Source organism: Nocardioides humi, from assembly GCF_006494775.1.
Lineage (GTDB): Bacteria > Actinomycetota > Actinomycetes > Propionibacteriales > Nocardioidaceae > Nocardioides > Nocardioides humi.
The window spans coordinates 4,967,144-4,991,631 of sequence record NZ_CP041146.1; the positions used below are offsets into that span (position 1 = coordinate 4,967,144).

At 73.1% G+C, this 24,488-nt stretch carries 21 protein-coding genes, 2 pseudogenes and 1 riboswitch; of the genes and pseudogenes, 14 read left to right on the top strand and 9 right to left on the bottom strand.

Features of this window, described 5'->3' with window-relative positions; genetic code table 11:
- Positions 1-13 precede the first annotated feature (13 nt).
- Both FIV44_RS23985 and FIV44_RS23990 read left to right on the top strand, forming a co-directional pair.
- Positions 14-1,252, top strand: a complete 1,239-nt coding sequence (locus FIV44_RS23985; RefSeq protein WP_141003212.1) for an IS256 family transposase — start codon at positions 14-16, stop codon at positions 1,250-1,252.
- 26 nt (positions 1,253-1,278) lie between these two features.
- Positions 1,279-2,070: pseudogene (locus FIV44_RS23990) on the top strand (HNH endonuclease signature motif containing protein); the annotation flags it as partial.
- 163 nt (positions 2,071-2,233) lie between these two features.
- On the opposite strand, the gene FIV44_RS23995 reads toward FIV44_RS23990, so the two are convergent.
- Together FIV44_RS23995 and FIV44_RS24000 are read right to left on the bottom strand one after the other, a co-directional pair.
- Positions 2,234-2,821 carry a hypothetical protein gene (locus FIV44_RS23995; protein WP_141006646.1) on the bottom strand — a complete coding sequence of 196 codons (588 nt, stop codon included), beginning with the start codon at positions 2,819-2,821 and terminating at the stop codon, positions 2,234-2,236.
- A complete protein-coding gene (locus FIV44_RS24000; protein WP_141006647.1) occupies positions 2,818-3,108 on the bottom strand; it encodes a hypothetical protein in 291 nt (96 codons plus the stop codon). Before FIV44_RS24000 ends, FIV44_RS23995 begins: the two co-directional genes overlap by 4 nt.
- Positions 3,109-3,302: 194 nt before the next feature.
- On the opposite strand from FIV44_RS24000, the gene gatC reads away from it, so the two are divergent.
- From gatC to FIV44_RS24050, 10 genes and pseudogenes are all read left to right on the top strand, one after another.
- Positions 3,303-3,602, top strand: coding sequence for an Asp-tRNA(Asn)/Glu-tRNA(Gln) amidotransferase subunit GatC (gene gatC / locus FIV44_RS24005; protein ID WP_141006648.1), 300 nt, complete (start codon positions 3,303-3,305; stop codon positions 3,600-3,602).
- Positions 3,599-5,140 (top strand): Asp-tRNA(Asn)/Glu-tRNA(Gln) amidotransferase subunit GatA, encoded by a 1,542-nt coding sequence (gene gatA / locus FIV44_RS24010; protein ID WP_141006649.1) that lies wholly within the window; start codon positions 3,599-3,601, stop codon positions 5,138-5,140. Before gatC ends, gatA begins: the two co-directional genes overlap by 4 nt.
- A pseudogene (gene gatB, locus FIV44_RS24015) lies at positions 5,137-6,644 on the top strand (Asp-tRNA(Asn)/Glu-tRNA(Gln) amidotransferase subunit GatB). The gene gatA and the pseudogene gatB overlap by 4 nt, the downstream one beginning before the upstream one ends.
- Before the next feature lie 52 nt (positions 6,645-6,696).
- Positions 6,697-6,966 carry a hypothetical protein gene (locus FIV44_RS24020; protein ID WP_141006650.1) on the top strand — a complete coding sequence of 90 codons (270 nt, stop codon included), beginning with the start codon at positions 6,697-6,699 and terminating at the stop codon, positions 6,964-6,966.
- Positions 6,963-7,373: a type II toxin-antitoxin system VapC family toxin gene (locus tag FIV44_RS24025; protein ID WP_141006651.1), complete on the top strand. Its 411-nt coding sequence runs from the start codon at positions 6,963-6,965 to the stop codon at positions 7,371-7,373. The genes FIV44_RS24020 and FIV44_RS24025 overlap by 4 nt, the downstream gene beginning before the upstream one ends.
- Before the next feature lie 14 nt (positions 7,374-7,387).
- Positions 7,388-7,504, top strand: a riboswitch (cobalamin riboswitch).
- 78 nt (positions 7,505-7,582) lie between these two features.
- Positions 7,583-9,130: a prenyltransferase/squalene oxidase repeat-containing protein gene (locus tag FIV44_RS24030; RefSeq protein ID WP_141006652.1), complete on the top strand. Its 1,548-nt coding sequence runs from the start codon at positions 7,583-7,585 to the stop codon at positions 9,128-9,130.
- A 95-nt stretch (positions 9,131-9,225) separates the two neighbouring features.
- Positions 9,226-10,029 carry a hypothetical protein gene (locus FIV44_RS24035; RefSeq protein ID WP_141006653.1) on the top strand — a complete coding sequence of 268 codons (804 nt, stop codon included), beginning with the start codon at positions 9,226-9,228 and terminating at the stop codon, positions 10,027-10,029.
- Between the two features lie 17 nt (positions 10,030-10,046).
- Positions 10,047-11,144: an energy-coupling factor transporter transmembrane component T gene (locus FIV44_RS24040; RefSeq protein WP_141006654.1), complete on the top strand. Its 1,098-nt coding sequence runs from the start codon at positions 10,047-10,049 to the stop codon at positions 11,142-11,144.
- Positions 11,144-12,787 carry an ABC transporter ATP-binding protein gene (locus FIV44_RS24045; RefSeq protein ID WP_141006655.1) on the top strand — a complete coding sequence of 548 codons (1,644 nt, stop codon included), beginning with the start codon at positions 11,144-11,146 and terminating at the stop codon, positions 12,785-12,787. The genes FIV44_RS24040 and FIV44_RS24045 overlap by 1 nt, the downstream gene beginning before the upstream one ends.
- Positions 12,784-13,590: an ECF transporter S component gene (locus FIV44_RS24050; RefSeq protein ID WP_342778847.1), complete on the top strand. Its 807-nt coding sequence runs from the start codon at positions 12,784-12,786 to the stop codon at positions 13,588-13,590. Before FIV44_RS24045 ends, FIV44_RS24050 begins: the two co-directional genes overlap by 4 nt.
- 59 nt (positions 13,591-13,649) lie before the next feature.
- Here FIV44_RS24050 and FIV44_RS24055 read toward each other — a convergent pair whose 3' ends face one another.
- The 6 genes from FIV44_RS24055 to FIV44_RS24080 all read right to left on the bottom strand — a co-directional run bounded on the left by FIV44_RS24055 (position 13,650) and on the right by FIV44_RS24080 (position 19,892).
- Complete coding sequence (locus tag FIV44_RS24055) at positions 13,650-14,456, bottom strand: hypothetical protein (protein ID WP_141006656.1); 807 nt, start codon at positions 14,454-14,456, stop codon at positions 13,650-13,652.
- Between the two features lie 133 nt (positions 14,457-14,589).
- On the bottom strand, positions 14,590-15,756 hold the full coding sequence (locus tag FIV44_RS24060; RefSeq protein ID WP_246086589.1) for a PQQ-dependent sugar dehydrogenase: 1,167 nt from the start codon (positions 15,754-15,756) through the stop codon (positions 14,590-14,592).
- Positions 15,753-16,688: an alpha/beta fold hydrolase gene (locus FIV44_RS24065; RefSeq protein ID WP_141006657.1), complete on the bottom strand. Its 936-nt coding sequence runs from the start codon at positions 16,686-16,688 to the stop codon at positions 15,753-15,755. The genes FIV44_RS24060 and FIV44_RS24065 overlap by 4 nt, the downstream gene beginning before the upstream one ends.
- A 43-nt stretch (positions 16,689-16,731) precedes the next feature.
- A complete protein-coding gene (locus tag FIV44_RS24070; RefSeq protein WP_141006658.1) occupies positions 16,732-16,926 on the bottom strand; it encodes a hypothetical protein in 195 nt (64 codons plus the stop codon).
- A 66-nt stretch (positions 16,927-16,992) separates the two neighbouring features.
- Complete coding sequence (locus FIV44_RS24075; RefSeq protein WP_246086590.1) at positions 16,993-17,874, bottom strand: EamA family transporter; 882 nt, start codon at positions 17,872-17,874, stop codon at positions 16,993-16,995.
- Positions 17,875-17,981: 107 nt separating this feature from the next.
- Entirely contained in the window at positions 17,982-19,892 is a 1,911-nt protein-coding gene (locus FIV44_RS24080) for a hypothetical protein (RefSeq protein ID WP_141006659.1), read from the bottom strand.
- Between the two features lie 167 nt (positions 19,893-20,059).
- On the opposite strand from FIV44_RS24080, the gene FIV44_RS24085 reads away from it, so the two are divergent.
- The gene (locus tag FIV44_RS24085) at positions 20,060-22,897 is read left to right on the top strand and encodes an ATP-binding protein (RefSeq protein ID WP_181410798.1); all 2,838 of its coding nucleotides are present in this window, start codon (positions 20,060-20,062) and stop codon (positions 22,895-22,897) included.
- A 44-nt stretch (positions 22,898-22,941) separates the two neighbouring features.
- On the opposite strand, the gene FIV44_RS24090 is transcribed toward FIV44_RS24085, so the two are convergent.
- Positions 22,942-23,247 (bottom strand): hypothetical protein, encoded by a 306-nt coding sequence (locus FIV44_RS24090; protein WP_141006661.1) that lies wholly within the window; start codon positions 23,245-23,247, stop codon positions 22,942-22,944.
- Between the two features lie 154 nt (positions 23,248-23,401).
- Between FIV44_RS24090 and FIV44_RS24095 the strand changes: the two genes are divergently transcribed.
- On the top strand, positions 23,402-24,481 hold the full coding sequence (locus FIV44_RS24095) for a WD40/YVTN/BNR-like repeat-containing protein (RefSeq protein ID WP_141006662.1): 1,080 nt from the start codon (positions 23,402-23,404) through the stop codon (positions 24,479-24,481).
- The last annotated feature ends 7 nt before the right edge of the window (positions 24,482-24,488 follow it).

Genomic DNA, 24,488 nt, shown 5'->3' on the forward strand with positions numbered 1-24,488 from the left:
AGGAGTCCCTCCGATGGCCTTGCCCCAGTCTGCCCTGTCCGAGATCCTCGACGCGTTTCGTGCCGGTGATGGTGTCGACCTGATCCGTGAATCGGTCCGTGTCGCGCTCCAGGAGCTGATCGAACTCGAAGCGACCGAACGGATCGGCGCCGCGCCCTACGAGCGCACCGAGGACCGCACCAACGAGCGCAACGGCCACCGGACGCGGCCGTTGACCACCAAGGCCGGCGACGTCGAGCTGCGGATCCCCAAGCTCCGCAAGGGATCGTTCTTCCCGATCATCCTCGAACCCCGCCGCCGCATCGACCAGGCGCTCTACGCGGTGGTGATGGAGTGCTACGTCCACGGCATCTCCACGCGCAGCGTCGACGACCTGGTCGAAGCGATGGGCGGCTCCGGGATCTCCAAGTCCGAGGTCTCCAGGATCTGCGCCAACCTCGACGAGACCGTCGGCGCGTTCCGCACCCGCACCCTGGACCACGTCGAGTTCCCCTACATCTACCTCGACGCGACCTACCTCCACGTCCGCAACAAGCCCGGCAAGGGTGGCCAAGTCGTGTCCATGGCCGTGGTCGTCGCGACCGGCGTTACCGCCCGTGGGGACAGGGAGATCCTCGGACTGGACGTCGGCGACAGCGAGGACGAGACGTTCTGGCGAGCGTTCCTGCTCAGCCTCAAGCAGCGAGGTCTGGGCGGGGTACAACTGGTGATCAGCGACCAGCACTCCGGGCTAGTCGCAGCCCTGTCCCGAGCGTTCCAGGGCGTCGCGCACCAACGGTGTCGTGTCCACTTCGCCCGCAACCTCCTCGCCCACGTCCCCAAGGGTCAGGCCGACTACGTCGCCGCAGCGTTCCGGATGATCTTCGCCCAAGCCAAGCCAGCCGACATCGACGCGGCCTGGGACCGCACCCGTGAGGAGTTCGCCCTCAGGTGGCCCAAGATCGGTCCCTACATGGACGACGCGAAGACCGAGGTCCTCGCCTTCACCGCGTTCCCGCGCGAGCACTGGCGCAAGATCTGGTCGACCAACCCGCTCGAGCGGGTCAACAAGGAGATCAAGCGCCGCTCCCGCGTCGTGGGGATCTTCCCCAACCCCGCTGCGGTCATCAGGCTGGTCGGAGCCGTGCTGATCGACATGCACGACGAGTGGATCGCCGCCGATCGCCGCTACCTGTCTGAAGGCTCGATGGCGAAGCTCTACGAGACCAGCGATACTGACCCCGTCGCCGCCATCGAGGGCAGCGACTCGTAGGCACCGAGGATCACCTCAAAGCCCACCACCCCGCGGGGCTCTGTCGGCGGATCTTGGACGTCCTCGCCCCGGAGATCGCCGAGGAAGAGGAGGCCAAGCGTCTGGAGCGCGAAGAGGCAGCCGCCCGCGAGAAGGCGTCGTTGAAATTCCGCGACCTCGGCGACGGCAGCACCCGGATGCTCGGGCTCCTGCCCACACCTGCCGTGGCCCGGTTGAAGACCTACCTCGACGCTCACACCAACCCCACCCGACGCACCCGCCACGGCACCGACGAGGCGAATCCGGACCTGGTCCGGACCCCGTTCCACCGTCGCCGGGCGTGGGCGTTCATCGACCTGCTCGAGCTCATCGACCCTGACACCCTGCCTGAGCACGGGGGTGATGCGACCACGGTGGTGGTCACCATCGGCATCGAGCAGCTCCGCACCGATCTGGCCACGGCGGGGATACTCACTCCTGAGGGTGAGGAGTCGATCTCCGCGACCCAGGCCCGCCGGCTGGCGTGTGGGGCGCGGATCCTGCCCGCTGTCCTCGACGGCCGCGGCCGGGTCCTCGACCTCGGCCGCTCCGCGCGGCTGTTCCAACCCGCCCAACGTGCTGCGATCCGGCTGCGTGACCGCACCTGTCGTGGGGAGGGCTGCACCATCCCGGCCCGCTGGTGCCACCTGCACCATGAGGACCCCTGGTCACGCGGCGGCACCACCGACCTCGACCGGGCCGTCACCCTGTGCGCACACCATCACCAGCGCATCCACGACCACAACTACAGCCACCAACAACTCCCCAACGGTGACATCCACTTCCACCGACGCAACTAGGGATGCGCTGATCCATGGGGCATCCTTGCTGGTCGTCGAGTGGCCCGAGCCCCTGGGCGAGGGCGTATCGAGACGTTCTCGCGCCGAGTATCTGGCGTCTCGATACGCTCGCTGACGCTCGCTACTCGACGAACAACAGTGGTGCCCCATTGATCAGCACTGTCTAGCGCGGTGCGATGCCCGCTTCGGCGGCTGCGTCGACGAAGGCACCGCACAGTTCGATGACCTCCCTGGCGACCTCGAAGCGTCGGCTGGCGTCGACGCTGCGATCCTCGTGGAGCAGCGCAGGAGGTTTCGTCCCGGCGCGCTCCCTGATGCGCGTGCGCTCGCGCTTCTCCAGCTCGTACTCCGCCGCGACGGTCGTGAGCACGGCCTTCATCTCGACTTGTGCATCGGGCGGGGCATCGTCGAGGACCGCCAGGCTGACGTCCAGCCAGCGGTGGTCCCCCCGCTCGGAGCCCTCGAGGGTGTCGACCACCAGCCCATGCAACATCAAGTGGGCTTCCCAGAGGATCGGCCAGACCTCTTCGTGGTCGTCGAACGGTTTGCTCGCCGCCCGGCGAAGGTAGCGGTCGGCAGCTTCCCGGTCACCTTCGCCGAGCGCGACCGTCGCCTTCCCGAGCAGGTTGGCGCACACGGCGGAGCTGCCACGGGAGATCGCTTGGCGCTGCCGTGCGGACGGGGTCAGGTCGCCGAAAGGTGAGTTCCCGGTCCCGAACTGATTCAGCAATTCGTGCGGGATCTCGGTCATAGGAACTCCTCGTCGAACGATCTCAACCAGCTGTCAGCACTGTGCGGGTCCGGTAGCCGGACGACCTCTAGCCCCGGACGCTGCACTGCGACGTCGTCCACCCAGTCGAGGTCCGGCTCGCGGACGTCGGAGCGGATCCGGCGCAGGGTGCGGCGTACCCGTCCGGCGAGGGTGGGGGCCTCGAGCTCGACCCGGACCAGGACCTCCGCGCGCTCGAGGAGCACGGGCCGCGCCCACTCCTCCTCGCCGGTGGTCACCCACCCGTCGAAGGCCGCCAGGCGGGCCACCTCGGTCGGCCCGGAGAGGTCGGCGAGGGGGCGAGGGGTACGTCGAGCAGGGCCGCGAGCCGCCGGAGGAAGGCCGTGAGCTGCTCGCCCGGGGCGCCGGCCACGACCACGCGCTGCGGGAGGCGGCGCGGGAAGGGGCGGGGGCGTGCACCCGCCGGATTCTAGGGACCGGCTCGCGCCCTAGGATTGCCGGCATGTCCCAACTCACCCGCGACGAGGTGGCCCACCTGGCCGATCTCGCCCGGATCGACCTCGACGACGCCGAGCTGGACCACCTGGCTCCCCAGCTCAACGTGATCCTCGAGGCGGTCGCGTCCATCAGCGGTGTGGCCGGCGACGACGTGCCGCCGACCTCGCACCCGATCCCGCTCACCAACGTCTTCCGCGAGGACGTCGTCGTGCCCGGCCTGACCGCCGAGCAGGCGCTGTCCGGCGCGCCGGAGGCCGAGGAGCAGCGGTTCCGGGTCCCGCAGATCCTGGGGGACGAGCAGTGAGTGAGCTGATCACGAAGACCGCCGCCGAGCTGGCCGACCTGCTGGCCGCGGGCGAGACCACCTCGGTCGAGCTGACCCAGATCCACCTGGACCGGATCGCCGCCGTCGACGGCGACGCCGAGTCCGGGGTGCACGCCTTCCTCCACGTCGACGCCGAGGGCGCGCTGGCCCAGGCGGCCGCGTCCGACGCCCGGCGCGCGGCCGGCGAGGCACGGCACCTGCTCGACGGCGTGCCGATCGCGGTCAAGGACGTGCTGGCCACGCAGGGCCTGCCCACGACGTGCGGCTCGAAGATCCTCGAGGGCTGGGTGCCGCCGTACGACGCCACCGTGGTCCGCAAGATCAAGGCGGCCGGCCTGCCGATCCTCGGCAAGACCAATATGGACGAGTTCGCGATGGGCTCCTCGACCGAGCACTCGGCGTACGGGCCGACGCGCAACCCGTGGGACCAGGGCCGGATCCCGGGCGGCTCCGGTGGCGGCTCGGCCGCGGCGGTGGCGGCCTTCGAGGCCCCGCTGGCGCTCGGCACCGACACCGGCGGCTCGATCCGCCAGCCCGGAGCGGTCACCGGCACGGTCGGCGTGAAGCCGACCTACGGCGGCGTGTCGCGCTACGGCCTGGTCGCGCTCGCCAACAGCCTCGACCAGGTCGGCCCGGTCGCCCGCACCGTCCTCGACGCAGGCCTGCTGCACGAGCTGATCGGCGGCCACGACCCGCTCGACTCGACCTCGGTCGACGTGCCCGTCGGCGCGTACGTCGAGGCGGCCCGCGCAGGCGCGACGGGCGACCTCGCCGGCCTGAAGGTCGGTGTCATCACGGAGCTCTCCGGCGACGGCTGGCAGCCCGGCGTGATGGAGCGCTTCGCCGAGACCGTCGACCTGCTGAAGGAGCTCGGCGCCGAGGTCACCGAGGTGTCCTGCCCGACCTTCGTGCACGCGATGGCGACCTACTACCTCATCCTGCCGGCGGAGTGCTCCTCCAACCTCGCCAAGTTCGACGCGATGAGGTACGGCCTGCGGGTCGTGCCGGAGGCCGCCGCGAACGGCGCGCCGCCGAGTGCCGAGGCGGTCATGAAGGCCACCCGCGACGCCGGCTTCGGCGATGAGGTGAAGCGCCGGATCATGATCGGCACCTACGCCCTGTCCAGCGGCTACTACGACGCCTACTACGGCCAGGCGCAGAAGGTCCGCACGCTTATCTCGCGCGACTTCGCCGCCGCCTTCGAGAGCGTCGACGTGCTGGTCTCGCCGACCTCGCCGACCACGGCCTTCCCGCTGGGGGAGAAGCTCGACGACCCGCTCGCGATGTACCTGCAGGACCTCGCCACGATCCCGGCCAACCTGGCCGGCGTACCCGGCATCTCGGTCCCCGCCGGCCTCGCCGCCGAGGACGGCCTGCCGGTCGGCTTCCAGGTGCTGGCGCCGGCGCTCGCCGACGACCGGCTCTACCGCGTCGGCGCGGCCGTCGAGACGGCGCTCACCGACCGCTGGGGCGGTCCGATCCTTGCGAAGGCCCCGAGCCTGGAGGTGTCCCGATGACCGACGTGCTCGTCCCGTTCGACGACGTCATCACCCGCTACGACCCCGCCCTCGGCCTCGAGGTGCACGTCGAGCTCAACACGAACACCAAGATGTTCTGCGGCTGCCCGACGGAGTTCGGCGCCGAGCCCAACACCCAGGTCTGCCCGACCTGCCTGGGCCTGCCGGGCGCGATGCCGGTCGTCAACGGCAAGGCCGTCGAGTCGGCCATCCGGATCGGGCTCGCGCTCAACTGCGACATCGCCGAGTGGTGCCGGTTCGCGCGGAAGAACTACTTCTACCCGGACATGCCGAAGAACTTCCAGACCTCCCAGTACGACGAGCCGATCGCCTTCGACGGCTGGCTCGACGTGACTGTGCCGTCCGAGGAGGGGAGGGCGAGACGGTCCGGGTCGAGATCGAGCGCGCCCACATGGAGGAGGACACCGGCAAGTCCACCCACGTCGGCGGCGCGACCGGCCGGATCCACGGCGCGGACTACTCGCTCGTCGACTACAACCGCGCCGGCATCCCCCTGATCGAGATCGTGACCCGCCCGATCCTGGTGCCCGCCGAGAAGGCGCCGGCCGTGGCCCGCGCGTACGTCGCCCAGCTCCGCGACCTGATCGTCGCGCTCGGCGTCTCCGACGCCCGGATGGACCAGGGCTCGATCCGCGCCGACGTGAACCTGTCGCTGGCCCCCAAGGGCGTGTCGAGGCTCGGGACGCGCTCGGAGACCAAGAACGTCAACTCGCTGCGCTCGGTCGAGCGGGCGGTGCGCTTCGAGATGTCGCGGCACGCCGGGATCCTCGACGCCGGCGGCGCCGTACTCCAGGAGACGCGGCACTTCCACGAGGACACCGGTACGACGTCGTCGGGGCGCGAGAAGTCCGACGCCGAGGACTACCGGTACTTCCCCGAGCCCGACCTGGTCCCCGTGGCCCCGTCGCGGGAGTGGGTGGAGGAGCTGCGTGGCACGCTGCCGGAGAACCCGACCCAGAAGCGCGCCCGGCTGCAGGCCGAGTGGGCCTTCTCCGACCTGGAGATGCGGGACACGGTCGGCGCGGGCGCGCTGGACCTGGTCGAGCAGACCGTCGCCGCCGGGGCCGCGCCCCAGTCCGCCCGCAAGTGGTGGCTGACCGAGCTGGCCCGCCGCGCCAACGACGCCGGCGTCGAGCTCGCGGAGCTGTCCGTCACCCCCGCGCAGGTCGCCGAGGTGCAGGCGCTGGTCGACGCCAAGACGATCAACGACAAGCTGGCCCGCCAGGTCTTCGACGGCCTGCTCGCCGGCGAGGGCACCCCGGAGGAGATCGTCGCCGCCCGCGGCCTCGCGGTCGTGTCGGACGACGGCGCGCTGTCGGCGGCCGTCGACAAGGCGATCGCCGACAACCCGGACGTCGCGGACAAGATCCGCGACGGCAAGGTCGCCGCCGCCGGTGCGCTGATCGGTGCGGTGATGAAGGAGATGCGGGGCCAGGCCGACGCCGGCCGGGTCCGGGAGCTGATCCTGGAGAAACTGGGGTGAGGTCAGAATCGCGCCAGGTGTGACACCGGAAGAGAGGTGTTACACTTGGCGTATGCCGACTGCACGGCGACGCCACGCGATCACCGAGACCGAGGCGGTCGCGGCTGCCCTCGAGGCCGCGGCGCGGAAGTGGCCGGAGGACCGTGACCGGCCAGCGCGGCTGCTGAACCATCTCATCGAGATCGGGTTCCATACGATCGAGGTCGAGCTCGACGAGAAGGCGCTCGCACGACGCCGGGCGCTAGAGCGTGTCAAGGGCTCTCTTACGGGCGTGTACGGTCCCGGATACCTGGAGAAGCTCCGCGCGGAGTGGCCTGAATGATCGCTGTCGATGCGGGCGTTGTCATCGCTGTTCTCGATGAGCTCGACGCCCACAACGAGGCTGCGTTCGAGCTGTTGCTTGCTGCCGGCGACCAGAGACTTGTGATGGGACCGGTGACGCGTGCGGAGGCGTTGGTGGGTGCCACGCGTCGCGGGCGCACGGCCGAGGCGATCGCGCAGATGGACGTGATCGGGATCGAGGAGATCCCGCTGCCCACTGATGCCGCGGTCCGACTTGCGGAGCTTCGTGCGACCACGGGCGTGAAGATGCCTGACTGCTGCTTGCTGTTGGTGGCCCAACAGACAGGATCGGCGTTGGCGACGTTCGACCATCGCCTGCGCTCCGCCGCCCGCTCCCTCGGGCTGGCCGTCCTTCCCGATGACGAGGAGCCCGATCCCCGGAGTTAGACTCCCGGAGACACATCGAGAACACGCCCGTGGTGGGGGAAGCCGGTCGAAGTCCGGCGCTGACCCGCAGCCGTGGACCGCTCCTCGCCGGAGCGGTGAGCCGGAGCACCTGCCGTGGCGCGTCCTGACACAACGCTGTCGTGGAGAGCAGCGGGTCAGTGGCACCAGGAATCTGGGCCCGCCCGTTGATCGCAGCGGGAAGGCCCCACATGTCCCCACGTTTCCCCGTACGCCGCGCGGTCGCTGCCGTCGCCGGCGGTGCCGTCGTCGCCGGCGGCCTGATGGTCGCCGGGCCGACCCCGGTGGCCCACGCCGCTCCCGTCAACGCGGAGGCCGAGGCGGCCGCCGGCTGGCTCGCCGACCAGCTCGACGAGGACGGCCTGTTCACCTACCTCGACTGGCAGGGCCAGTCCACCACCGACATCGGCACCACGATCGACTTCGGGCTGAGCCTGCTGGAGACCGATCCCGACGCACCTCAGCTGAACACCGCGCTGACCGGTGTCCAAGCGGTTCTCGCCGACTACGTCGGCACGCCCGAGGTCACCAACACCGGTGGTCTGGCCAAGGCTGCTGCCCTGTATCAGGCGGCCGACTTCGACATCGAGGACATCGACGGCCTCGATCTGCTGACTTCTCTCGAGGGCGTGATCCAGGCGGACGGGCAGCTCGGCGGGTCCAAGGACGTCTACGGCCAGTCCTGGGCGGTCCAGGTGCTCAGGGAGGCCAGCAGCCCCAAGACCGCGGACGCGACCGACAAGCTGATCGAGCAGGCGTGCGACGACGGGGGCTGGGGATACGACGACTTCCAGACGGGCGATTGCGTCTCGGTACCCGACGGCACGGCGTACGCGGTGCTCGCCCTGCTGCCCCAGCAGGACGACCCCGACGTCGCGGCGGCGATCGACGACGGCATCGCCTGGCTCGACGGCCAGCAGCGGGCCGACGGCGGCTTCGGCGACTGGGGCGACAACGCCAACGGCACCACCAGCGAGGCGAACGGCTCGGGCCTGGCGGCCTGGGCGCTCGGTGAGGCCGGGGAGACCGCGAAGGCGGAGGCCGCGGCGACCTGGGTCGCCGACCACCAGGTGACGGCCGTCCCGGCGGCCTGCGGCGCGACGCCGCTGGCCGGCGAGACCGGCGCCCTCGCCTACGACGACAAGAACATCAGGGACGCGATCAAGGACGGGATCACCGCCACCGACCAGCAGACCTGGGTGATCGCCGGCGCGCAGGCCCTCGCCGGCCTCGCCTACCTGCCCACGCGCCCGGCGACGACCGGGTCCCTGACCGCGCCCACCGGCTACGTCGACGCCGGCCAGCCGGCCACGGTCCAGGTCGGTGGCCTGCGTCCCGGCCAGACCGCCTGCCTGACCGGTGTCGGCGCCACGCAGTGGTTCGTCGGCCAGGGCAGCACGACCTTCCTGGTCCCGGGCGGTACGGGTGACCACACGCTCACGCTGAGCTACGCGGGCGGCAGCGCGACCGCCACCCTCAAGGCCCTCGACGCCAAGAAGCTCGAGGTCAAGGTGAAGGGCAAGCTCAAGGCCAAGAAGAAGGCCACCATCAAGGTGAAGGGCCTCGCCGCCGGCGAGACCGTCACCGTCAAGGTCGGCAAGAAGAAGGCCTCGGGCGTCGCGAACGCCAAGGGCGTCGCCAAGGTGAAGGTCAAGGTCAAGAAGAAGGGCAAGGCCAAGGTCAAGGTGACCGGCCAGTTCCCCGACCGCACGGGCAAGGCCACGACCCGGGTCGTCTGAATGACGCCCACCAGGTCCCTGCGCACGGTGGCCGCGACGCTCCTCGTCGCGGCCGCCGTGGTGCTGCTTCCGCACGCGCCCGCCACCGCGGCAGCGTGCAGCGGCACGGGCGGGTCACCGTGGTCGTCGACGCAGGCGAGCTCGGCGCGGGCATCAGCGCGGGCTGCGACCCCTCGGTCGCCGCAGGCGAGGTGGCGGCGAAGAACTTCGCCGACGCCGGATACACCATCGAGTACAGCCAGGCGTCCGGCATGAGCGGGTTCGTCTGCAAGGTCAACGGCAACCCGGCGGACGGGCACTGCACCGAGACCGACGCCTACTGGAGCCTGTGGTGGTCCGACGGCCGGTCCGGCACCTGGATCTACGCCAACCGCGGCGTCGGCGGGCTCAAGGTGCCCGACGGCGGGTACGTCGCGTTCTCCTGGCACCAGGGCGCCGGGAAGGCCTCGCCGCCGGACGTCGCCGCGACGCCGCGGGCCACCGCCCCGAAGCCGTCCGCGAGCCCGAGCCCCACCAAGAGCGGACAGGGCGGGAAGGGCAAGAGCGCGAAGAAGACCGGCAAGGCCACGCCGTCGGCGACGCCGTCGCCCAGCGCGTCCTCGACGACCCCGACGACGTCCCCGAGCGCGTCCCCGAGCACGACCGCCCCCACCGAGGCGCCGACCGACGCCACCAGCACCGCCGCGCCCTCGGACACCCCGAGCCAGACCGCGACCAGCGGCCTGCCCTCGATCGACGAGATCACCGACGGTCCCGAGGCGACCTCGGCCGACGCCGGCGCCGGCGGTGACGACGACGGCAGCGGCTTCCCGGCCTGGCTGGGCGTCGGCCTGGTGGTCGTCGTGCTGGGCGCGGCCGCCGCCGTACCCCTCCTCCGGCGCCGCGGGGCCAAGGCCTGAGCCATGGGCGGCGGTCGATGAGGCTGCCGCGGGACCTCCATCCCGTGGCGTGGTGGGTCTGGGCGGTGGGGCTGGCGGTCGCGGCGTCCTGCACGACGAACCCGTTCCTGCTGCTCGTCCTGCTCGGCGTGATCACCCTCGTCGTGCTCACCTGCCGCTCCGACCAGCCGTGGGCGCGCTCGTTCCGGCTCTACGCCTGGTTGGGCGTGGTGGTCGTCGTGGTCCGCATCCTGTTCCGGGTCCTGCTCGGCGGCGACGTCCCGGGCCACGTCCTCTTCACGCTCCCGACGATCCCGCTCCCGGACTGGGCCGCGGGCATCTCGCTGCTCGGGCCGTTCACCCGCGAGGAGCTGCTCGCCGCGACCTATGAGGGACTGCGCCTCGCCACGCTGCTGATCGCGGTCGGCGCCGCCAACGCGCTGGCCAACCCCAAGCGGCTGATGAAGTCGCTGCCGCCCGCGCTCTACGAGATCGGTACGGCGATGACCGTCGCGATCAGCGTCGTCCCGCAGCTCGCCGACAGCGCCCGCCGGGTGCGCGCCGCGCAACAGTTGCGCGGGGGACCGGTGGGCCGGTTCCGCCGGATCCGCGGCGTACGACGACTGCTGGTCCCGATCCTCGAGGACTCCTTCGACCGCTCCCTCGCCCTCGCCGCCGGGATGGACGCCCGCGGCTACGGCCGCACCGGCGAGCTCACCACCGCGCAGCGCCGCACCACCGGGGCACTGATCATCGCCGGCCTGCTCGGCGTGTGCGTCGGCGTCTACGCCTTCCTCGACGACACCGCCCCGCGGGTGCTGGCGCTGCCGATGCTGGCGCTCGGGATGCTCGTCGCGCTCGGCGGCTTCGCGCTCGCGGGCCGGCGGGTCCGGCGGACCCGGTACCGCCCCGACCGCTGGCGCCTGCCCGAGCTCCTCGTCGCGGCCTCCGGCATCGCCGCCGGCGCGGGCATGTGGGCCGTGTGGAACGGAGACCCGCAGCTCGCCCACCCCGGCGTCCTCGCCGTCCCCGGCGTGTCGCTACCGGCGCTCGTGGCCGCGCTCGTCGCCGTGCTCCCGGTCTGGGCCGCGCCGCTGCCCGTCACCGCCCAGCGGCGCGAGGAGGTGCCCGCCTGATGCTCGAGCTGCGCGCCATCACCCTGCGCTACGACGACCCCGAGACGGGCTCGGCGGCGACCGTCCTCGACGGCATCGACCTGACCGTCGCGGACGGCGAGCTGGTCGTCCTCGCCGGCCCGACCGGGGTCGGCAAGTCCACCCTGCTCGGCGTGGTGGCGGGCCTGGTGCCGTCGTACACCGGCGGCACCCTCACCGGCGACGTCCTCCTCGACGGCACCGGCATCGTCGACCGGCCGGCCCGGGAGCGTGCCCACGCCATCGGGTACGTCGGCCAGAATCCCGCCGCCTGGTTCGTCACCGACACCGTGGAGGAGGAGCTGGCGTTCGGGATGGAGCAGCTCGGGCTGCCGGCGCCGACCATGCGCCGCCGGGTGGAGGAGACGCTCGACCTGCTCGGCATCGCCGACCTGCGCCACCGCGACCTGCGCACCCTGTCGGGCGGGCAGCAGCAGCGGGTCGCGATCGGCGCCGTGCTGACCACCCACCCGCGGCTGCTCGTGCTCGACGAGCCCACGTCGGCGCTCGACCCGACGGCCGCCGAGGACGTGCTGGCCACGCTGACCCGGCTGGTCCACGACCTCGGCGTCTCGGTCCTGGTCGCCGAGCACCGCCTGGAGCGGGTGGTGCCCTTCGCCGACCGGCTCTGCCTGCTCGGCGGCGACCCGGCCCGCCCCGGGAGCGCCCGGGTCGGCGACCCCGCCGAGGTCCTCCAGGACGCCCCGATCGCCCCGCCGCTGGTCGAGCTCGGCCGGCTCGCCGGGTGGCGGCCGCTGCCGCTCACCGTGCGCGACGCCCGGCGCCGCGCGCCCGACCTGCGCGCCCGGCTGGGGGACCCGCCCCACCGGGAGCGGGTCGCCGCCGCCGGGGATCCCCTCGTCGAGGTACGACGCCTGGTGGTCGCCCACGGCCGCACGCCCGTGCTGCGCGAGGTCGACCTCACCCTCCGCCCGGGAACGGTCACCGCCCTCATGGGCCGCAACGGCGCCGGCAAGTCGACGCTGCTGTGGGCGCTCCAGGGCCGCCACGCCGCGGGCAGCGGCAGCGTGCGGGTGGCCGGCGGCGATCCGGCGAGCCTGACACCGGAGCAGCGTCGCGCCACCACCGGACTGGTGCCGCAGAGCCCCGCCGACCTGCTCTACCTCGAGACCGTCGCCGAGGAGTGCACCGCCGCCGACGCCTCGGCGGACGCGGCCGCCGGCACCTGCGCCGGACTGCTCGAGCGGCTGGCCCCCGGCATCGACCCGGACCGCCATCCGCGCGACCTGTCCGAGGGGCAGCGACTCGCGCTCGCGGTGGCCATCGTGCTCACCGCGCGCCCGCCGGTGCTGCTGCTCGACGAGCCGACCCGCGGCCTGGACTACCCGGCCAAGCGGGCCCTGGCCGGCCTGCTCCGCGAGCTCGCCCAGGAGCCCGGCGCCCGGCGCGCGGTGCTCGTCGCCACGCACGACGTGGAGTTCGTCGCGCAGGTCGCCGACGACCTCGTGGTCCTCGCGGAGGGTGAGGTGGTGTCCGCCGGCCCGGTCGTGCCCACGGTGTCGGAGTCCCCGGCGTTCGCGCCGCAGGTCACCAAGGTGCTGGGCGCCGGGTGGCTGAGCGTCGACGACGTCGCCGCGGGCCTGACGGCCGGGGTCGGGCCGTGAGCGCCGCCGTACCCCTCCGGCTCCGTTCGAGCGTCGTCCTCGTCATCACCTCGGTGATCGGCCTGCTGATGCTGGCCTGGCCGCTGCTCCTCGACGTCGACCCGAACGCCGAGCGCGTCGACCCGCCGTTCCTCTTCCTGCTCCTGCTGCCGGTGATCCTCGGCGTGGTGCTCGCCGAGCTGAGCGAGGGCGGGATGGACGCCCGGGTGCTCGCCGTGCTCGGGGTGCTCAGCGCGGTCAACGCGGTGCTCCGCCTGCTCAGCGCCGGTACGGCGGGCCTGGAGCTGGTGTTCTTCCTGCTCATCCTCGGCGGCCGGGTCTTCGGCCCGGGGTTCGGCTTCGTCCTCGGCTGCACCTCGCTGTTCGCCTCGGCCCTGATGACCGCCGGTGTCGGGCCGTGGCTGCCGTTCCAGATGCTCGTCGCCGCCTGGGTCGGCATGGGCGCCGGGCTGCTGCCCCGCCGGGTGCGCGGCCGCCGCGAGATCGCCCTGCTGACGGTGTACGGCGTGGTCTCGGCCTACGCCTACGGCCTGCTGATGAACCTCCAGGGCTGGCCCTTCATCGCCGGCATCCAGGTCCCCGGCCAGGACTCCTCGGAGCTGTCCTACGTCCCGGGCGCCGCGGTGCTGGACAACCTGCACCACTTCCTCGTCTACACGCTGCTGACCTCCACGGGCGGCTGGGACACCGGCCGGGCGATCACCAACGCGCTCGCCATCGTGCTGCTCGGCCCGGCCGTGCTCGTCACGCTGCGCCGGGCCGCCCGCAAGGCCCGGATCGACCCCGCGGCCGTGCCCCGCTGACGACGCGGACGGGCCCGCCCCTGAGGAGCGGGCCCGCCGGTAGCGCTGGGAGATCCCGGTCAGTCGACGACCGTCACCGTCAGGAAGTTCGACGAGACGTAGTCGTCGTACCCGGCGTCCTTGGTGTAGTACGCCTGGAAGGTGTAGGTGCCCTTGCCGAGCGGCGCGATGTTGCCGCCGGCGAGGCCGCTGCCCGAGGTGATCTTCGTGCAGAAGCCCTTGCCGTCGCTCCCGGTCTTGAACTGGCCGGAGCCGGCGGGGGAGAAGGAGGCGAAGCCCAGGAAGTCGGGCGACTGGTTGCCGCCGGCGATATTGCCGTTGCGGTAGAAGTCGACGTAGCCGGTGGCCGCGGGCGCGCCCTTGTACCGGACGCTGCCGGACAGCGGCGTCCGCTTGGCGGCGTTGCTGATGGAGCAGGTCAGCGTGGTGGTGCTGACGCTCAGGGCGGAGTCGTAGACCTCGAACTTGGTCTTGCCCTTCTGCTTCTTGAACTTCGCCTTGACCTTGTAGTGGCCGGTGCCCAGCGGCGGGACGTTGAGCTTGGCCTTGCCCTTCTTGGCCTTGGCCTTCGCCTTGAGGCTCACCCCGTTGTCGCCGGTGATGGTGAACTTGACCTTGCCGGAGCCGCGGAGCTTCGTGGCGGTCAGCACCAGCTTCTTGATGCCGGGCTGGACGCCGGGCGCGGACTTCTTGATCTTGATCTTGTTCTTCTTGGCCTTCGCCTTCACCTTGGCGGCGTAACCGGCAGCCGAGGTGGCCGGGCTGTCGGCGGTGCCGGGGGCAGCGGCGGCGGTGGACGTCAGGGCCGGCGTGGCGAGGGCGATCGAGGTGATCACGACGACGCCAGCGGAGGCGAGCCTGCGCATGGTGGAGCTCCTTAGAGAGGTAGCGGCCGACCTGCTGCGAAACGAGGTCCCGAGTCGGCCAGAAGGTGAGACGCAGGGCTACCTTCCCGGGTGCTCACCGGGCAAACGTGCCGGTCGGAGCGGGTGTGTGCGGCTACGGCTCGATGAGCAGGATCCGGTCGTCGTCGGGGGCCGGGTCGCCGCGGCCGTCCTCGTTGCTCGTGGTCAGCCAGAGCCGGCCGTCGGGCGCGCGGACGACGGTCCGCAGCCGGCCGTACTCGCCGGCGCCGCCCTTCTCGCCCGCGAAGTACGCCGTCGGGTCGCTCACCTGGCCGTCGGCGACCTTGATCCGCCACAGCCGCTCGCCGTTGAGCGCGGCCATCCAGAGGTACCCGCCGGCGTACGCGAGGCCGGAGGGCGACGCCTCGTCGGTCCTCCAGGTCAGCTGCGGCTGGGTGTACCGGGCCGGCCCGCCCTTGCCCTCCACGACCGGCCAGCCGTAGTCCTCGCCGGGCACGATCCGGTTGAGCTCGTCGGCCTTGCTGTCGCCGAACTCCGAGGCCCACAGCAGGCCCTTGTCGTCGAACGCCAGGCCCTGCACGTTGCGGTGGCCCCAGGACCAGACGGCGTCGTCGAACGGGTTCCCGGGGGCGGGCTCGCCGTCCGCGGTGATCCGCAGGATCTTGCCGGCCATGGACTCCCGGTCGCGGGCGAGCTCGTCGTCGCCGGTCTCGCCGGTGGAGACGTAGAGGAAGCCGTCGGGGCCGAACGCCAGCCGGCCGCCGTCGTGGATGCGGCCGTTGGGAATCCCGGTCAGCACCGGCTCGGTGGCGCCCAGCTCGTCGCCGTCGAGCTTCGCGCGCACCACCCGGTTGTCGTCGTCGGTGCAGACGTAGAAGTAGACGAGCCCGTCGGAGGCGAAGGTGGGGGAGACGGCCACGCCGAGCAGGCCCGCCTCGGCGACGGGCGCGGTCTCCGGGATGTGGCCGACCTCGACGACCTCGCCCTCGTCGTCGGTGGTCGCGCCGTTGCCGCCGACCTCCGGCGGCGTCACGACGAGCACCCGGCCGCTGTCGCGCTCGGTGACCACGGCGCGGCCGTCGGGCAGGAAGTCGACGCCCCAGGGCGTCTCGAGGCCGCTGGCGACGGTCGCGACGACGTCGGGGACGCCGTCGATGGTGAAGATGACCTCGCCGTCGACGACCGACCCGGTGGGAGCGGCCGTGGCGGTGCCCATCACGTCGACCTCGCTGACGTTGCCGCCCTGGCCGCAGCCCGCGGCGAGGAGCGCCAGTACGGCCAGGCCGGCGAGCCGCCTCACGACAGCTGCTCCAGGAACTCCAGCAGCAGGCCGTGGACCCGCTCCGGCTGCTCCAGCTGGACGAAGTGGGAGCCGCGCAGCTCGACGTACGTGCTCTGCCTGCCGTTCCCGGCCAGTCGCCGCGACGCGCTGGCCATGTCGCGGGCGCCGGCCAGGACGTCCCAGGTCGCCGAGACGAACATCGTCGGCACCTCGATCCGGCTCAGCCGCACCCGTGGGTGCCGTGAGGTGCTGATCGCGAGGTGGGCGTACCAGTCGATCGGCGTGGTGGCGAACTCCTGCAGGCCGATCGCCGCCGCCTCGGGGTCGGCCATCGGGAACATGAACCCGGTGCGGCCCAGCAGCCGCACCGTGCGCGCGTTGATCGGCAGGTGCCGGACCAGCGGGTTGACCGCCCAGCCGGCGTACTGGGCGACCCGGCAGGCGTTCACCGTGACCAGTCGCGCGACCAGCCGCGGCAGGTGCAGCGGGCCGAGCATCGTGGCGAAGGTGTCGCCGGGGACGCCGCACATGGCGAAGATCCCGCGCACCCGCTCCGGGTGGCGGTAGGTCATCTCGAAGGCGGTGTTGACGCCCATCGACCAGCCCATGAGGACCGCGCTGTCGATCCCGAAGTGGTCCATGACGGACAGCCCGTCCTGGACGAAGTGCTCGATCTCGACGTGCCGGGGATCGGCCGGGCGCTCCGAGCCGCCGACGCCGCGGTGGTTCCACGACACGACCCGCACGCCGCAGTCGGGCTCGAGCAGCCACGGCCACAGGTAGGGGTTCGTGCCGAGCCCGTTGCAGAGCACGACGGTGGGCCCGTCGATCTCCCCGTCGGGGTCGTTCGTCCAGGCGCGGACGTGCGTCCCGTCGTCGGACAGGATGTCGCGGAAGGCGATCGACGCGGACCGGACACGCTGCTCGGGCCGGGGAGCGGAGGTCGACATGGTGCCGATTCTGCCGGACCCGGCCAGCCGGCGGCGTGGACGGTCAGGCGTGGAGCGAGACCGAGCCGTCGGCAAGCGGGGTACGCCGGGCCGCGGCGCGGTCCGCGAGGAAGCGCTCGACGTCCTCGCGCTCGGCGCGCCGGCGGGTGCAGTCGGTGAGCGCGACCATGGCGTTGCGGCGCGCCCGTAGCTGGAGGGCGACGGCCCAGGAATGGAGGAGACGGGTGGGAGGTGTCATCGCGAGACCGCTCCGGATGGGGGATGGGGGAAGGCCCACGCTACGGCCGCCCGGGGTGACGGCAGGTCACGTCGGGGTGACATCTGGGTGAACCGCCGCGCGGGTGGCGCGGGTGGCGCCGACGCTGGCGACCACGACGCAGCCGATCGCGACCCATTGGACGGGCGCGAGCGCCTCGCCGACGACGGCGAGCCCGGCGAGCGCGGCGGCGGCCGGCTCCAGGCTCATCAGCACCCCGAAGGTCGCCGCGGGCAGGGTGCGCAGGGCGGCGAGCTCGGCGCTGTACGGCACCACCGAGCTGAGCAGGCCCACGGCCGCGCCGAGCACCAGCACCCGCCGGTCGGCCAGGTCGGCGGCGTCGACGGTGAGCAGCAGCGGCGTCAGGAGGAGGACGGCGACCAGGCTGGCCACCGCCAGCCCGTCGATGCCCTCCCACCGCCGGCCGGTGGCGGCGCTGGACAGGATGTAGCCGGCCCAGGCCGCCCCGGCGAGAACGGCGTACGCGATGCCGACGGGGTCGAGATGGCCGCGCTCGAAGCCGAGCAGCAGCACCCCCAGCGCCGCGAGCACCACCCAGCCGAGGTCGCGCGGGCGGCGGAACCCGATCGTGGCCAGCACCAGCGGCCCGATGAACTCGATCGTCACCGCGACCCCGATCGGGATCCGGGAGAACGACTGGTAGATGCCCCAGTTCATCGCGCCGAGGCAGGCGCCGTACCGGGCGGCGACCAGCCAGTCCTCCCGGGTGCGCCCCCGCAGCCGCGGCCGCGCCCACAGCATGAGCACCAGCGAGCTGGTCGCCAGCCGCAGCCACACCACGCCGTTCGGCGCGATGTCGTCGAAGAGCAGCTTCGCGAACCCCGCACCGAGCTGCACCGACCCGATCCCCAGCAGCACCAGCCCGATCGCCAGACCCACCGGCGGTCCGTGGCGAGGGGTCGGGTGCACGGTGCAAACGTAGGACGACTCCTGGGAAAGCGACGAACCGCCGACCCGGTGGGGTCGGCGGTTCGCGGGCCGGTGGGGATCAGCCGGTGGGGATCAGCCGGTGGGGATCACTTGCCGACGACGAGCCCGTCGATGGTGACCTTGCGGCCGTTCTTGCCGATGACCTTGATCTTGAGCGTGCCGGTCTGGACGTTCGAGAAGTCGGCGAGGGCGATGGTGGCCTGGCCGGTGCCCTTGAGGCCGACCTTCTTCAGCAGGGTGCCGTTCCAGGTGACCTTGATCTTGCCGCCCTTCTTGGCCTTGGTGACCAGGAGCGTGAGGTGGCGGGCCTGGACACCGGGCAGGACCAGATTGCGGCCCTTCCTCTTCGTCGTGGTCGCGGTGCCGTTGAAGGCGCCGGCCTTCGCGACCCGCTTCCACTTCTTGCCGGCCAGGGCGGTGTCGTCGAGCGGGACCGTCGTGCAGCGCTCGTCGGAGCGGAACCCGAGGTTGTCCGCCTTGTCGGTGCCCTGCACCTGGAAGCAGTAGGTGCCGCCGAAGGCGCCGGCGAACTGCCGCGACGAGCTGGTCACGTCGTCGCCGATGACCTGCTGCGGGCCGAACCCGCTGTTCCAGGACGCCGAGCGGACCATCACGTCGGTGCTCTTCACGCCCGACAGCGAGTCGGTGACGCTCCAGGAGACCGGGAACGACGGCGTCGCGACCTGGGCGCCGGGACCGGTCACCTGGGCGGCCGGGCCGGCGATGTCGAGGAAGTCCGCCTCGACGTACGACGAGAAGCCGTTCTCCACGACGCCGGTCGCGACCACGTTGCCCTCCCGGTCCATGGCGGCGGCGAAGGGGCCGTCGGCCGTCCCGGCGTCGTACTCGCCGAAGCCGAGGACCGGGTTGGTCCGGTGCCGCAGCGTCAGCCGGTCCGCGTCGTCGTGGACGACGACCTGGGCGCCGCGGTCGGAGACCAGGCTGAGGTGCCGCTGGTTGGTGACCGTGCCCGGGTCCGCGAGCCCGGCGCCGCCGAAGTCCTGGCCGGGCTTGGCGACCGCGGCGCGGATGACGTAGGTCGTGCCGTTCTCGAAGGCGGTCCAGGTGACCTGCATCGTCCCGTTGGGGCTGACCGCGAGGTCCCGGAAGGCGGTGCCGACCCCGCCGGGGGAGACCAGCTCGGCGCCGCCGAGCCCACCCGCGGCGTCGACCCGGGTCACGACCGCCCGGGCCCCGGCGTCCTCCCAGCCGCCGACCAGGACCGCGCCGCGGCCGTCGTCGGCGATCGCCGCCACCGTCTCCTCGGACAGGTTGCCGTTCCACGCGACGGGCTTCGGGCTGGTCCAGCCCGCGCCCGCGGTGCGTCGCGTGACCATGACCTCGTCGCCGCCGTCGTCGGTGAAGTACGACATCAGGACGGCGCCGGCCGGGCTCACGTCCAGCGACGGGCGGAAGGTGTGCGCCCCGAAGGTGGTGAACTGAGGGGTGCCGCCCTTGGCCCACACGGTGGCCGACACCCGGTGCGCGCCGTCGTTCTCGGCCTCGTAGGCGAGGTGCACCCGGCCCGCGCCGTCCATGTCGGCGTCGATCCACTCGACGGTCTCGACATCGACAGCCGGGCTGAGCGGCGTCGAGCCGTCCCAGCTCCCGTTGCCGAGGTGGCGGGAGCCGCGCACCCGGTGCTCGCCGCCGATCGTCTGGTTCCACACGACGGCCAGGTCGCCGGCGTCGTTGGCGACGGCCCGGACGTCGTGGGCGTCGGTGACCGCGGTCGCCGTGACGGCCTTGGGGGCGCCCCAGACGCCGTCGGTCGCGATCGCGGCGTACACACGGGTGCCGCCCACGACCGGACGTGACCAGGCGGCGATCGCGTCGCCGGAGCCGAAGGCGGCGACGTCGACCGAGGTCGGGACGTCGCCGGAGCCGCTGATGTTGCCGCCGTCGATGCCGCCGACCCCCTGGGCGGGGCTGCTGGTGAGGCTGAGCGTGCCGACAGCGAGCGCTGCGGTCGTCAGTCCGAGAAGCTGCTTTCGCATTCGTGGTGCCTTTCGTAGGAGCCCGCGGTCGGGCTGATGACACCCACGCTCGCCGCGGAGGGGTACCGGTCACATCCGCGAGCACCACCGAACCAAGGTCCGGCGCCACGGAGACAACCCACGGAGACCCGGAGCCAAGATCTGGCGAACCCCCTACGATGCCGAGGGTGCGCTCGCCCGTGCTCGTCTCGCGGACCGTCGAACGGGCGCGCCTGACGGCCGCGCTCGACGGCCTCCGGGAGGGTCGGGGCGGGCTCTGGGTGCTCCGCGGCGACCCGGGTATCGGCAAGTCCCGGCTGGCCACCGCACTCGCGGCCGACGCCGCCGTGCAGGGCCTGGAGGTGCTGTCCGGCCGCGCCGTCCCCTCCGGTACGCCGACCCCGCTCCGCCCGCTCAGCGAGGCCCTGCTCGCCTGGCTGCGCACCCGCAGCGTCCCCGAGGACCGGCTATTGGCGCCGTACCTCCCCACGCTCGCGCGGCTCGCGCCCCAGCTCGGTCCGGTCGCCCCCGACGCGCCGTCGTCGGTGATGCTGCTCGGGGAGGGCCTCCTACGCCTGGCGCAGGCGGTGCCGGCCCCGGGCATGGTGCTCGTCGTCGAGGACCTGCACTGGGCCGACCCGGAGACCCTGGCGCTGGTGGAGTACCTCGGAGACCACGCCCGCGACGTCCCCCTCGTGGTGCTCGTGACCAGCCGGCTCCACGAGTCGCCCGCCGCCAACGAGCTGGTCGCCGCGCTGGAGCGGCGGCGCTGCGCCGAGGCCGTCGACCTGCTGCCGATGGAGGACGACGACGTCGCCGCGGTCGCGATCGCCTGCCTCGGCGGGGAGCCGCCGGGCGAGGTCGTCGGGTGGCTGCAGCGGTACAGCGCGGGCTACCCGCTGCTCGTGGAGGAGATGCTGGCCGACCTGCGCGACGCGGGTGCCCTCGCCGAGCAGGACGGCTCCTGGTCGCTCGTGGCGCCGCTGCCCGTGATGGTGCCGCGGCCCTTCGTCCGTTCCGTCGAGGGCCGGCTCGCCGAGGTCGGGCCGGTCGCGCGCGAGGTCGCCACGGCGGCGGCGATGCTCGGCCCCGAGCTCGACTGGCGGCTGGTGGCCTCCGCGCTCGGGCTCTCGGAGGGCGTCGTCGCGGCGGCGCTCGGCGAGCTCCGCGACCAGCGCCTGGTCGTCCCGGCCCCGCCGGACCGGTTCGTCTTCCGCCACGCGCTCACCCGCGAGGCGGTCCTCGGGGGCCTGCTCGCCCCCGAGCGCTCCCGGCTCGCGGGGCTCCTCGCCGCCGCTCTCGCGACCCGGACGACCGACGACGCCGCGGCCGCCGAGGACCACCACCAGCTCGCCGAGCTGTTCGAGGCCGCCGGGGACGACGCCCGGGCGGTGGAGCTGTGGCTCGCGACGGCCCGCGACGCGATCGGCCGCGGTGCGCTGGTCAGTGCCGGCGAGGCCATCCGCCGGGCGCTGGACCGCTGCGCGCCGGGCAGCGCGCTCGAGGTCCGGGTGCGCGAGGCGGAGGTCGAGGTGCACGCCCTCGCCGGCGACGTACCCCGGGCGCTGACCGCGGGGGAGCGGCTGACCGCCGAGCTCGCCGGCGAGCCGGGCCGGCTGGCCGCCGTACGGCTCCGGCTGGCGCGGGCGCTCCTCGCCGGCGGCCTGTGGAACGAGGCGGACGCGCTGCTCGCCGGCGCGGCCGGGCACGACCCGGTCCAGGAGGACGTGCTCGCCGCCCGGCTCGCGCTGGGCCGGGAGGACGACGTGGCCGCGGCTGAATGCGCCTCAGCAGCGCTCGCGGCCGTCGGGGAGGACCGCCCGGAGATCGCGTGCGAGGCGTGGGAGGTGCTCGGACGGGCCGCTCGCGCGCGGGACTTCGTCGCCGCCGAGGACGCCTTCGAGTCCGGCTACCGGCTCGCCGACGCCCACGACCTGCCGCTGTGGCGGTGCCGGCTGCTGGCGGCGCTCGGCTCGCTCGACCTCGCGGCGCGCCGCCCCACCGAGGACCGCCTGGTCGCCGCGCGCCAGCTCGCCCTCGGCGCCGGGGCGATCGGGACCGCCGCCCGGATCGAGATCGAGCTCAACATGGTCCGGATCCGCTACCTCGACCTCGACGACGCGATGGAGGCGATCGGCAACGCGATCGCCATGATGACCCGGCTCCGGCTGCCCGACCTCGCCATGGCCTACCTCCTGCGGGCCGCGACCCAGGGGCTGGCCGGCGACACGCAGGCGATGGAGGCCGACATCGCGGTCGCGGCCGGCGAGCCGATGGACGAGGCGCTGCGCGCGGTCGGCGTCCCCGGCCACGTGCGGGGCTTCGTCGCCCTCGCCCACGGCCGGTACGACGAGACGCGGGCCCAACTCGCGACGGCGATGGAGTACCACCGCCTCTCGCCCAGCCTGCCGTTCTCGCTGCGCGGCCTCTGGGCGCTGCTCGAGACGGCGCTGACCGACGACGGCGCGGCCGCGCGCGAGGAGGTGCGGACGGGGCCTCAGGCCAACAGCCCGCACAACCTGTTCGCGCTGCGCTACGCCGACGCGATCGCCCTCGGCCGCGCGGGGGACACCGCCGAGGCGGAGCGGGTGTTCGCCGACGCCGAGTGGGGGCTGCCGGGCCGCGAGCCGTGGCCCGAGCTGCACGCCCGGCTCCTGGTCGCGGTCGCCGCCGCCCGTGACGGCTGGGGCACGCCGGAGCCGTGGCTCCGGCACTGTCTCGACGGCCTCGTCGGCTACGGCCTCACCGAGGCCGCGTCGGGCTGCCGGGTCGCGATGCGCGAGGCCGGCTTCGCCGTGCCCCGCAAGGCGGCGGGCGCGCAGCGGGTGCCGCCCCACCTCCAGCGCCTCGGTGTCACCGCCCGCGAGCACGACGTGCTCGAGCTGGTCGCCGAGGGACTGCAGAACCGGCAGATCGCCGAGCGCCTCTACCTCTCGGTCCGCACCGTGGAGACCCACGTGGCCCGGCTGCTCCAGCGCACCGGCTGCGCGGACCGCGGCGGGCTCGCCGCCCACCTGCGGCCCTGACTGGCCCTGACCGGCCCTGACCGGCCCTGGCCGGGCCGGCCAGGTCAGAGCGTGATGCTCGGCCGGGCGGCCAGCCCGAGGTCCTCGACGACCTCGAGCCGCTCGCACCACCACGACCGGGCGGTGTCGTGCGTGCCGGGGGCGAGCGCCGCCTCGAGCTCCGGTACGGCGGCTACGTCGGCCAGTTCCACGAGGACCGTGCAGCGGTCGTGGCCGGAGGCGAGCAGCCAGCGGCTGGTGACGAACCCGGGCAGGCGGCGCAGCCACGGCGCGACCTCGCCGCGCAGCCGGGCCAGCACCTCGTCGCTGCGGTCGGGGACCAGGACCAGGGTGGCCAGCAGCGTCGTCATGGGTCCAGCCTCGGGCGTCGCCGGGTGCACTACATCCGTGGCGGCCACGGACACAAGAAGATTCGCGTGCCGGCCGATGACTTCCGTCGGTGGTCGGGGTCACAGTGGGGAGGACCAGTCGGTGCGGAGCCGGCGCGCAGTCGAGGAGGAAGCGATGACGACGATCCTGATGGTGGGCACGCGCAAGGGCCTGTGGGTGGGCCGCTCCGAGGACCGGCGGGACTGGACGCTCACCGGGCCGCACCACGACATGGAGGAGGTCTACTCCTGCCTGGTCGACACCCGGGGTACGACGCCGCGGCTGTTCGCCGGCGCCTCGTCGAGCTGGCTCGGCCCCCAGCTGCGCTGGTCCGACGATCTGGGTGCGACCTGGCAGGAGACCCCGAACGGCGCGATCCGGTTCCCGGAGGGTGCCGGCGCCACGGTGGAGCGGATCTGGCAGATCGTGCCGGGCGTCGAGGACGGCGTGCTCCACGCCGGCACCGAGCCGGGCGCGGTCTTCACCTCCGACGACGGCGGCGAGAGCTTCCGGCTGGAGGAGGGCCTGTGGAACCACCCGCACCGCGCCGAGTGGGGCGAGGGCTTCGGCGGCCAGGCGTTCCACACCGTGCTCCCGCACCCCGACGACGCCCGCTCGCTCACCGCCGCCATCTCGACCGGTGGCGTCTACCGCACCAGCGACGCCGGCGCGTCCTGGGAGCCGCGCAACCAGGGCATCCGCGCCGACTTCCTCCCCGAGGAGCAGCGGTACCCCGCGTTCGGCCAGTGCGTCCACAAGGTCACCCGCCACCCGCGCCGGCCCGAGCGGCTCTACGCCCAGAACCACGGCGGCGTCTACCGCTCCGACGACGAGGGCGGCTCCTGGACCTCCATCGGCGACGACCTGCCCAGCGACTTCGGGTTCCCCATCGTCGTCCACCCGCACCGGCCGGACACGATCTGGGTCTTCCCGCTCGGCGGCGGCGATCGGCGCTATCCGCCGCACGCGCAGGCGCGGGTGTGGCGCTCCGACGACGCGGGCGAGTCCTGGACGGCGTACGGCGACGGGTTGCCCGACGCCTTCTACGTCGGCGTCATGCGCGACGCGATGTGCGTCGACGCGCACGACCCGGCCGGCCTCTACTTCGGTGCCCGCAACGGCTCGGTGTGGGCCTCGACCGACGACGGCGAGAGCTGGCGCCCGATCGCCGCGGACCTGCCCGACGTGATGTCGGTCAAGGCCGGATCGTTCTGAGTAGGCT

What these genes read in the sequence shown, in the direction of transcription:
- FIV44_RS23985 (WP_141003212.1), top strand. Translation starts at nt 14, where the DNA reads ATGGCCTTGCCCCAGTCTGCCCTGTCCGAGATCCTCGACGCGTTTCGT.
- FIV44_RS23995 (WP_141006646.1), bottom strand. Translation starts at nt 2,821, where the DNA reads ATGACCGAGATCCCGCACGAATTGCTGAATCAGTTCGGGACCGGGAAC.
- gatC (WP_141006648.1), top strand. Translation starts at nt 3,303, where the DNA reads ATGTCCCAACTCACCCGCGACGAGGTGGCCCACCTGGCCGATCTCGCC.
- FIV44_RS24020 (WP_141006650.1), top strand. Translation starts at nt 6,697, where the DNA reads ATGCCGACTGCACGGCGACGCCACGCGATCACCGAGACCGAGGCGGTC.
- FIV44_RS24025 (WP_141006651.1), top strand. Translation starts at nt 6,963, where the DNA reads ATGATCGCTGTCGATGCGGGCGTTGTCATCGCTGTTCTCGATGAGCTC.
- FIV44_RS24030 (WP_141006652.1), top strand. Translation starts at nt 7,583, where the DNA reads ATGTCCCCACGTTTCCCCGTACGCCGCGCGGTCGCTGCCGTCGCCGGC.
- FIV44_RS24040 (WP_141006654.1), top strand. Translation starts at nt 10,047, where the DNA reads ATGAGGCTGCCGCGGGACCTCCATCCCGTGGCGTGGTGGGTCTGGGCG.
- FIV44_RS24045 (WP_141006655.1), top strand. Translation starts at nt 11,144, where the DNA reads ATGCTCGAGCTGCGCGCCATCACCCTGCGCTACGACGACCCCGAGACG.
- FIV44_RS24055 (WP_141006656.1), bottom strand. Translation starts at nt 14,456, where the DNA reads ATGCGCAGGCTCGCCTCCGCTGGCGTCGTCGTGATCACCTCGATCGCC.
- FIV44_RS24065 (WP_141006657.1), bottom strand. Translation starts at nt 16,688, where the DNA reads ATGTCGACCTCCGCTCCCCGGCCCGAGCAGCGTGTCCGGTCCGCGTCG.
- FIV44_RS24070 (WP_141006658.1), bottom strand. Translation starts at nt 16,926, where the DNA reads ATGACACCTCCCACCCGTCTCCTCCATTCCTGGGCCGTCGCCCTCCAG.
- FIV44_RS24080 (WP_141006659.1), bottom strand. Translation starts at nt 19,892, where the DNA reads ATGCGAAAGCAGCTTCTCGGACTGACGACCGCAGCGCTCGCTGTCGGC.
- FIV44_RS24090 (WP_141006661.1), bottom strand. Translation starts at nt 23,247, where the DNA reads ATGACGACGCTGCTGGCCACCCTGGTCCTGGTCCCCGACCGCAGCGAC.
- FIV44_RS24095 (WP_141006662.1), top strand. Translation starts at nt 23,402, where the DNA reads ATGACGACGATCCTGATGGTGGGCACGCGCAAGGGCCTGTGGGTGGGC.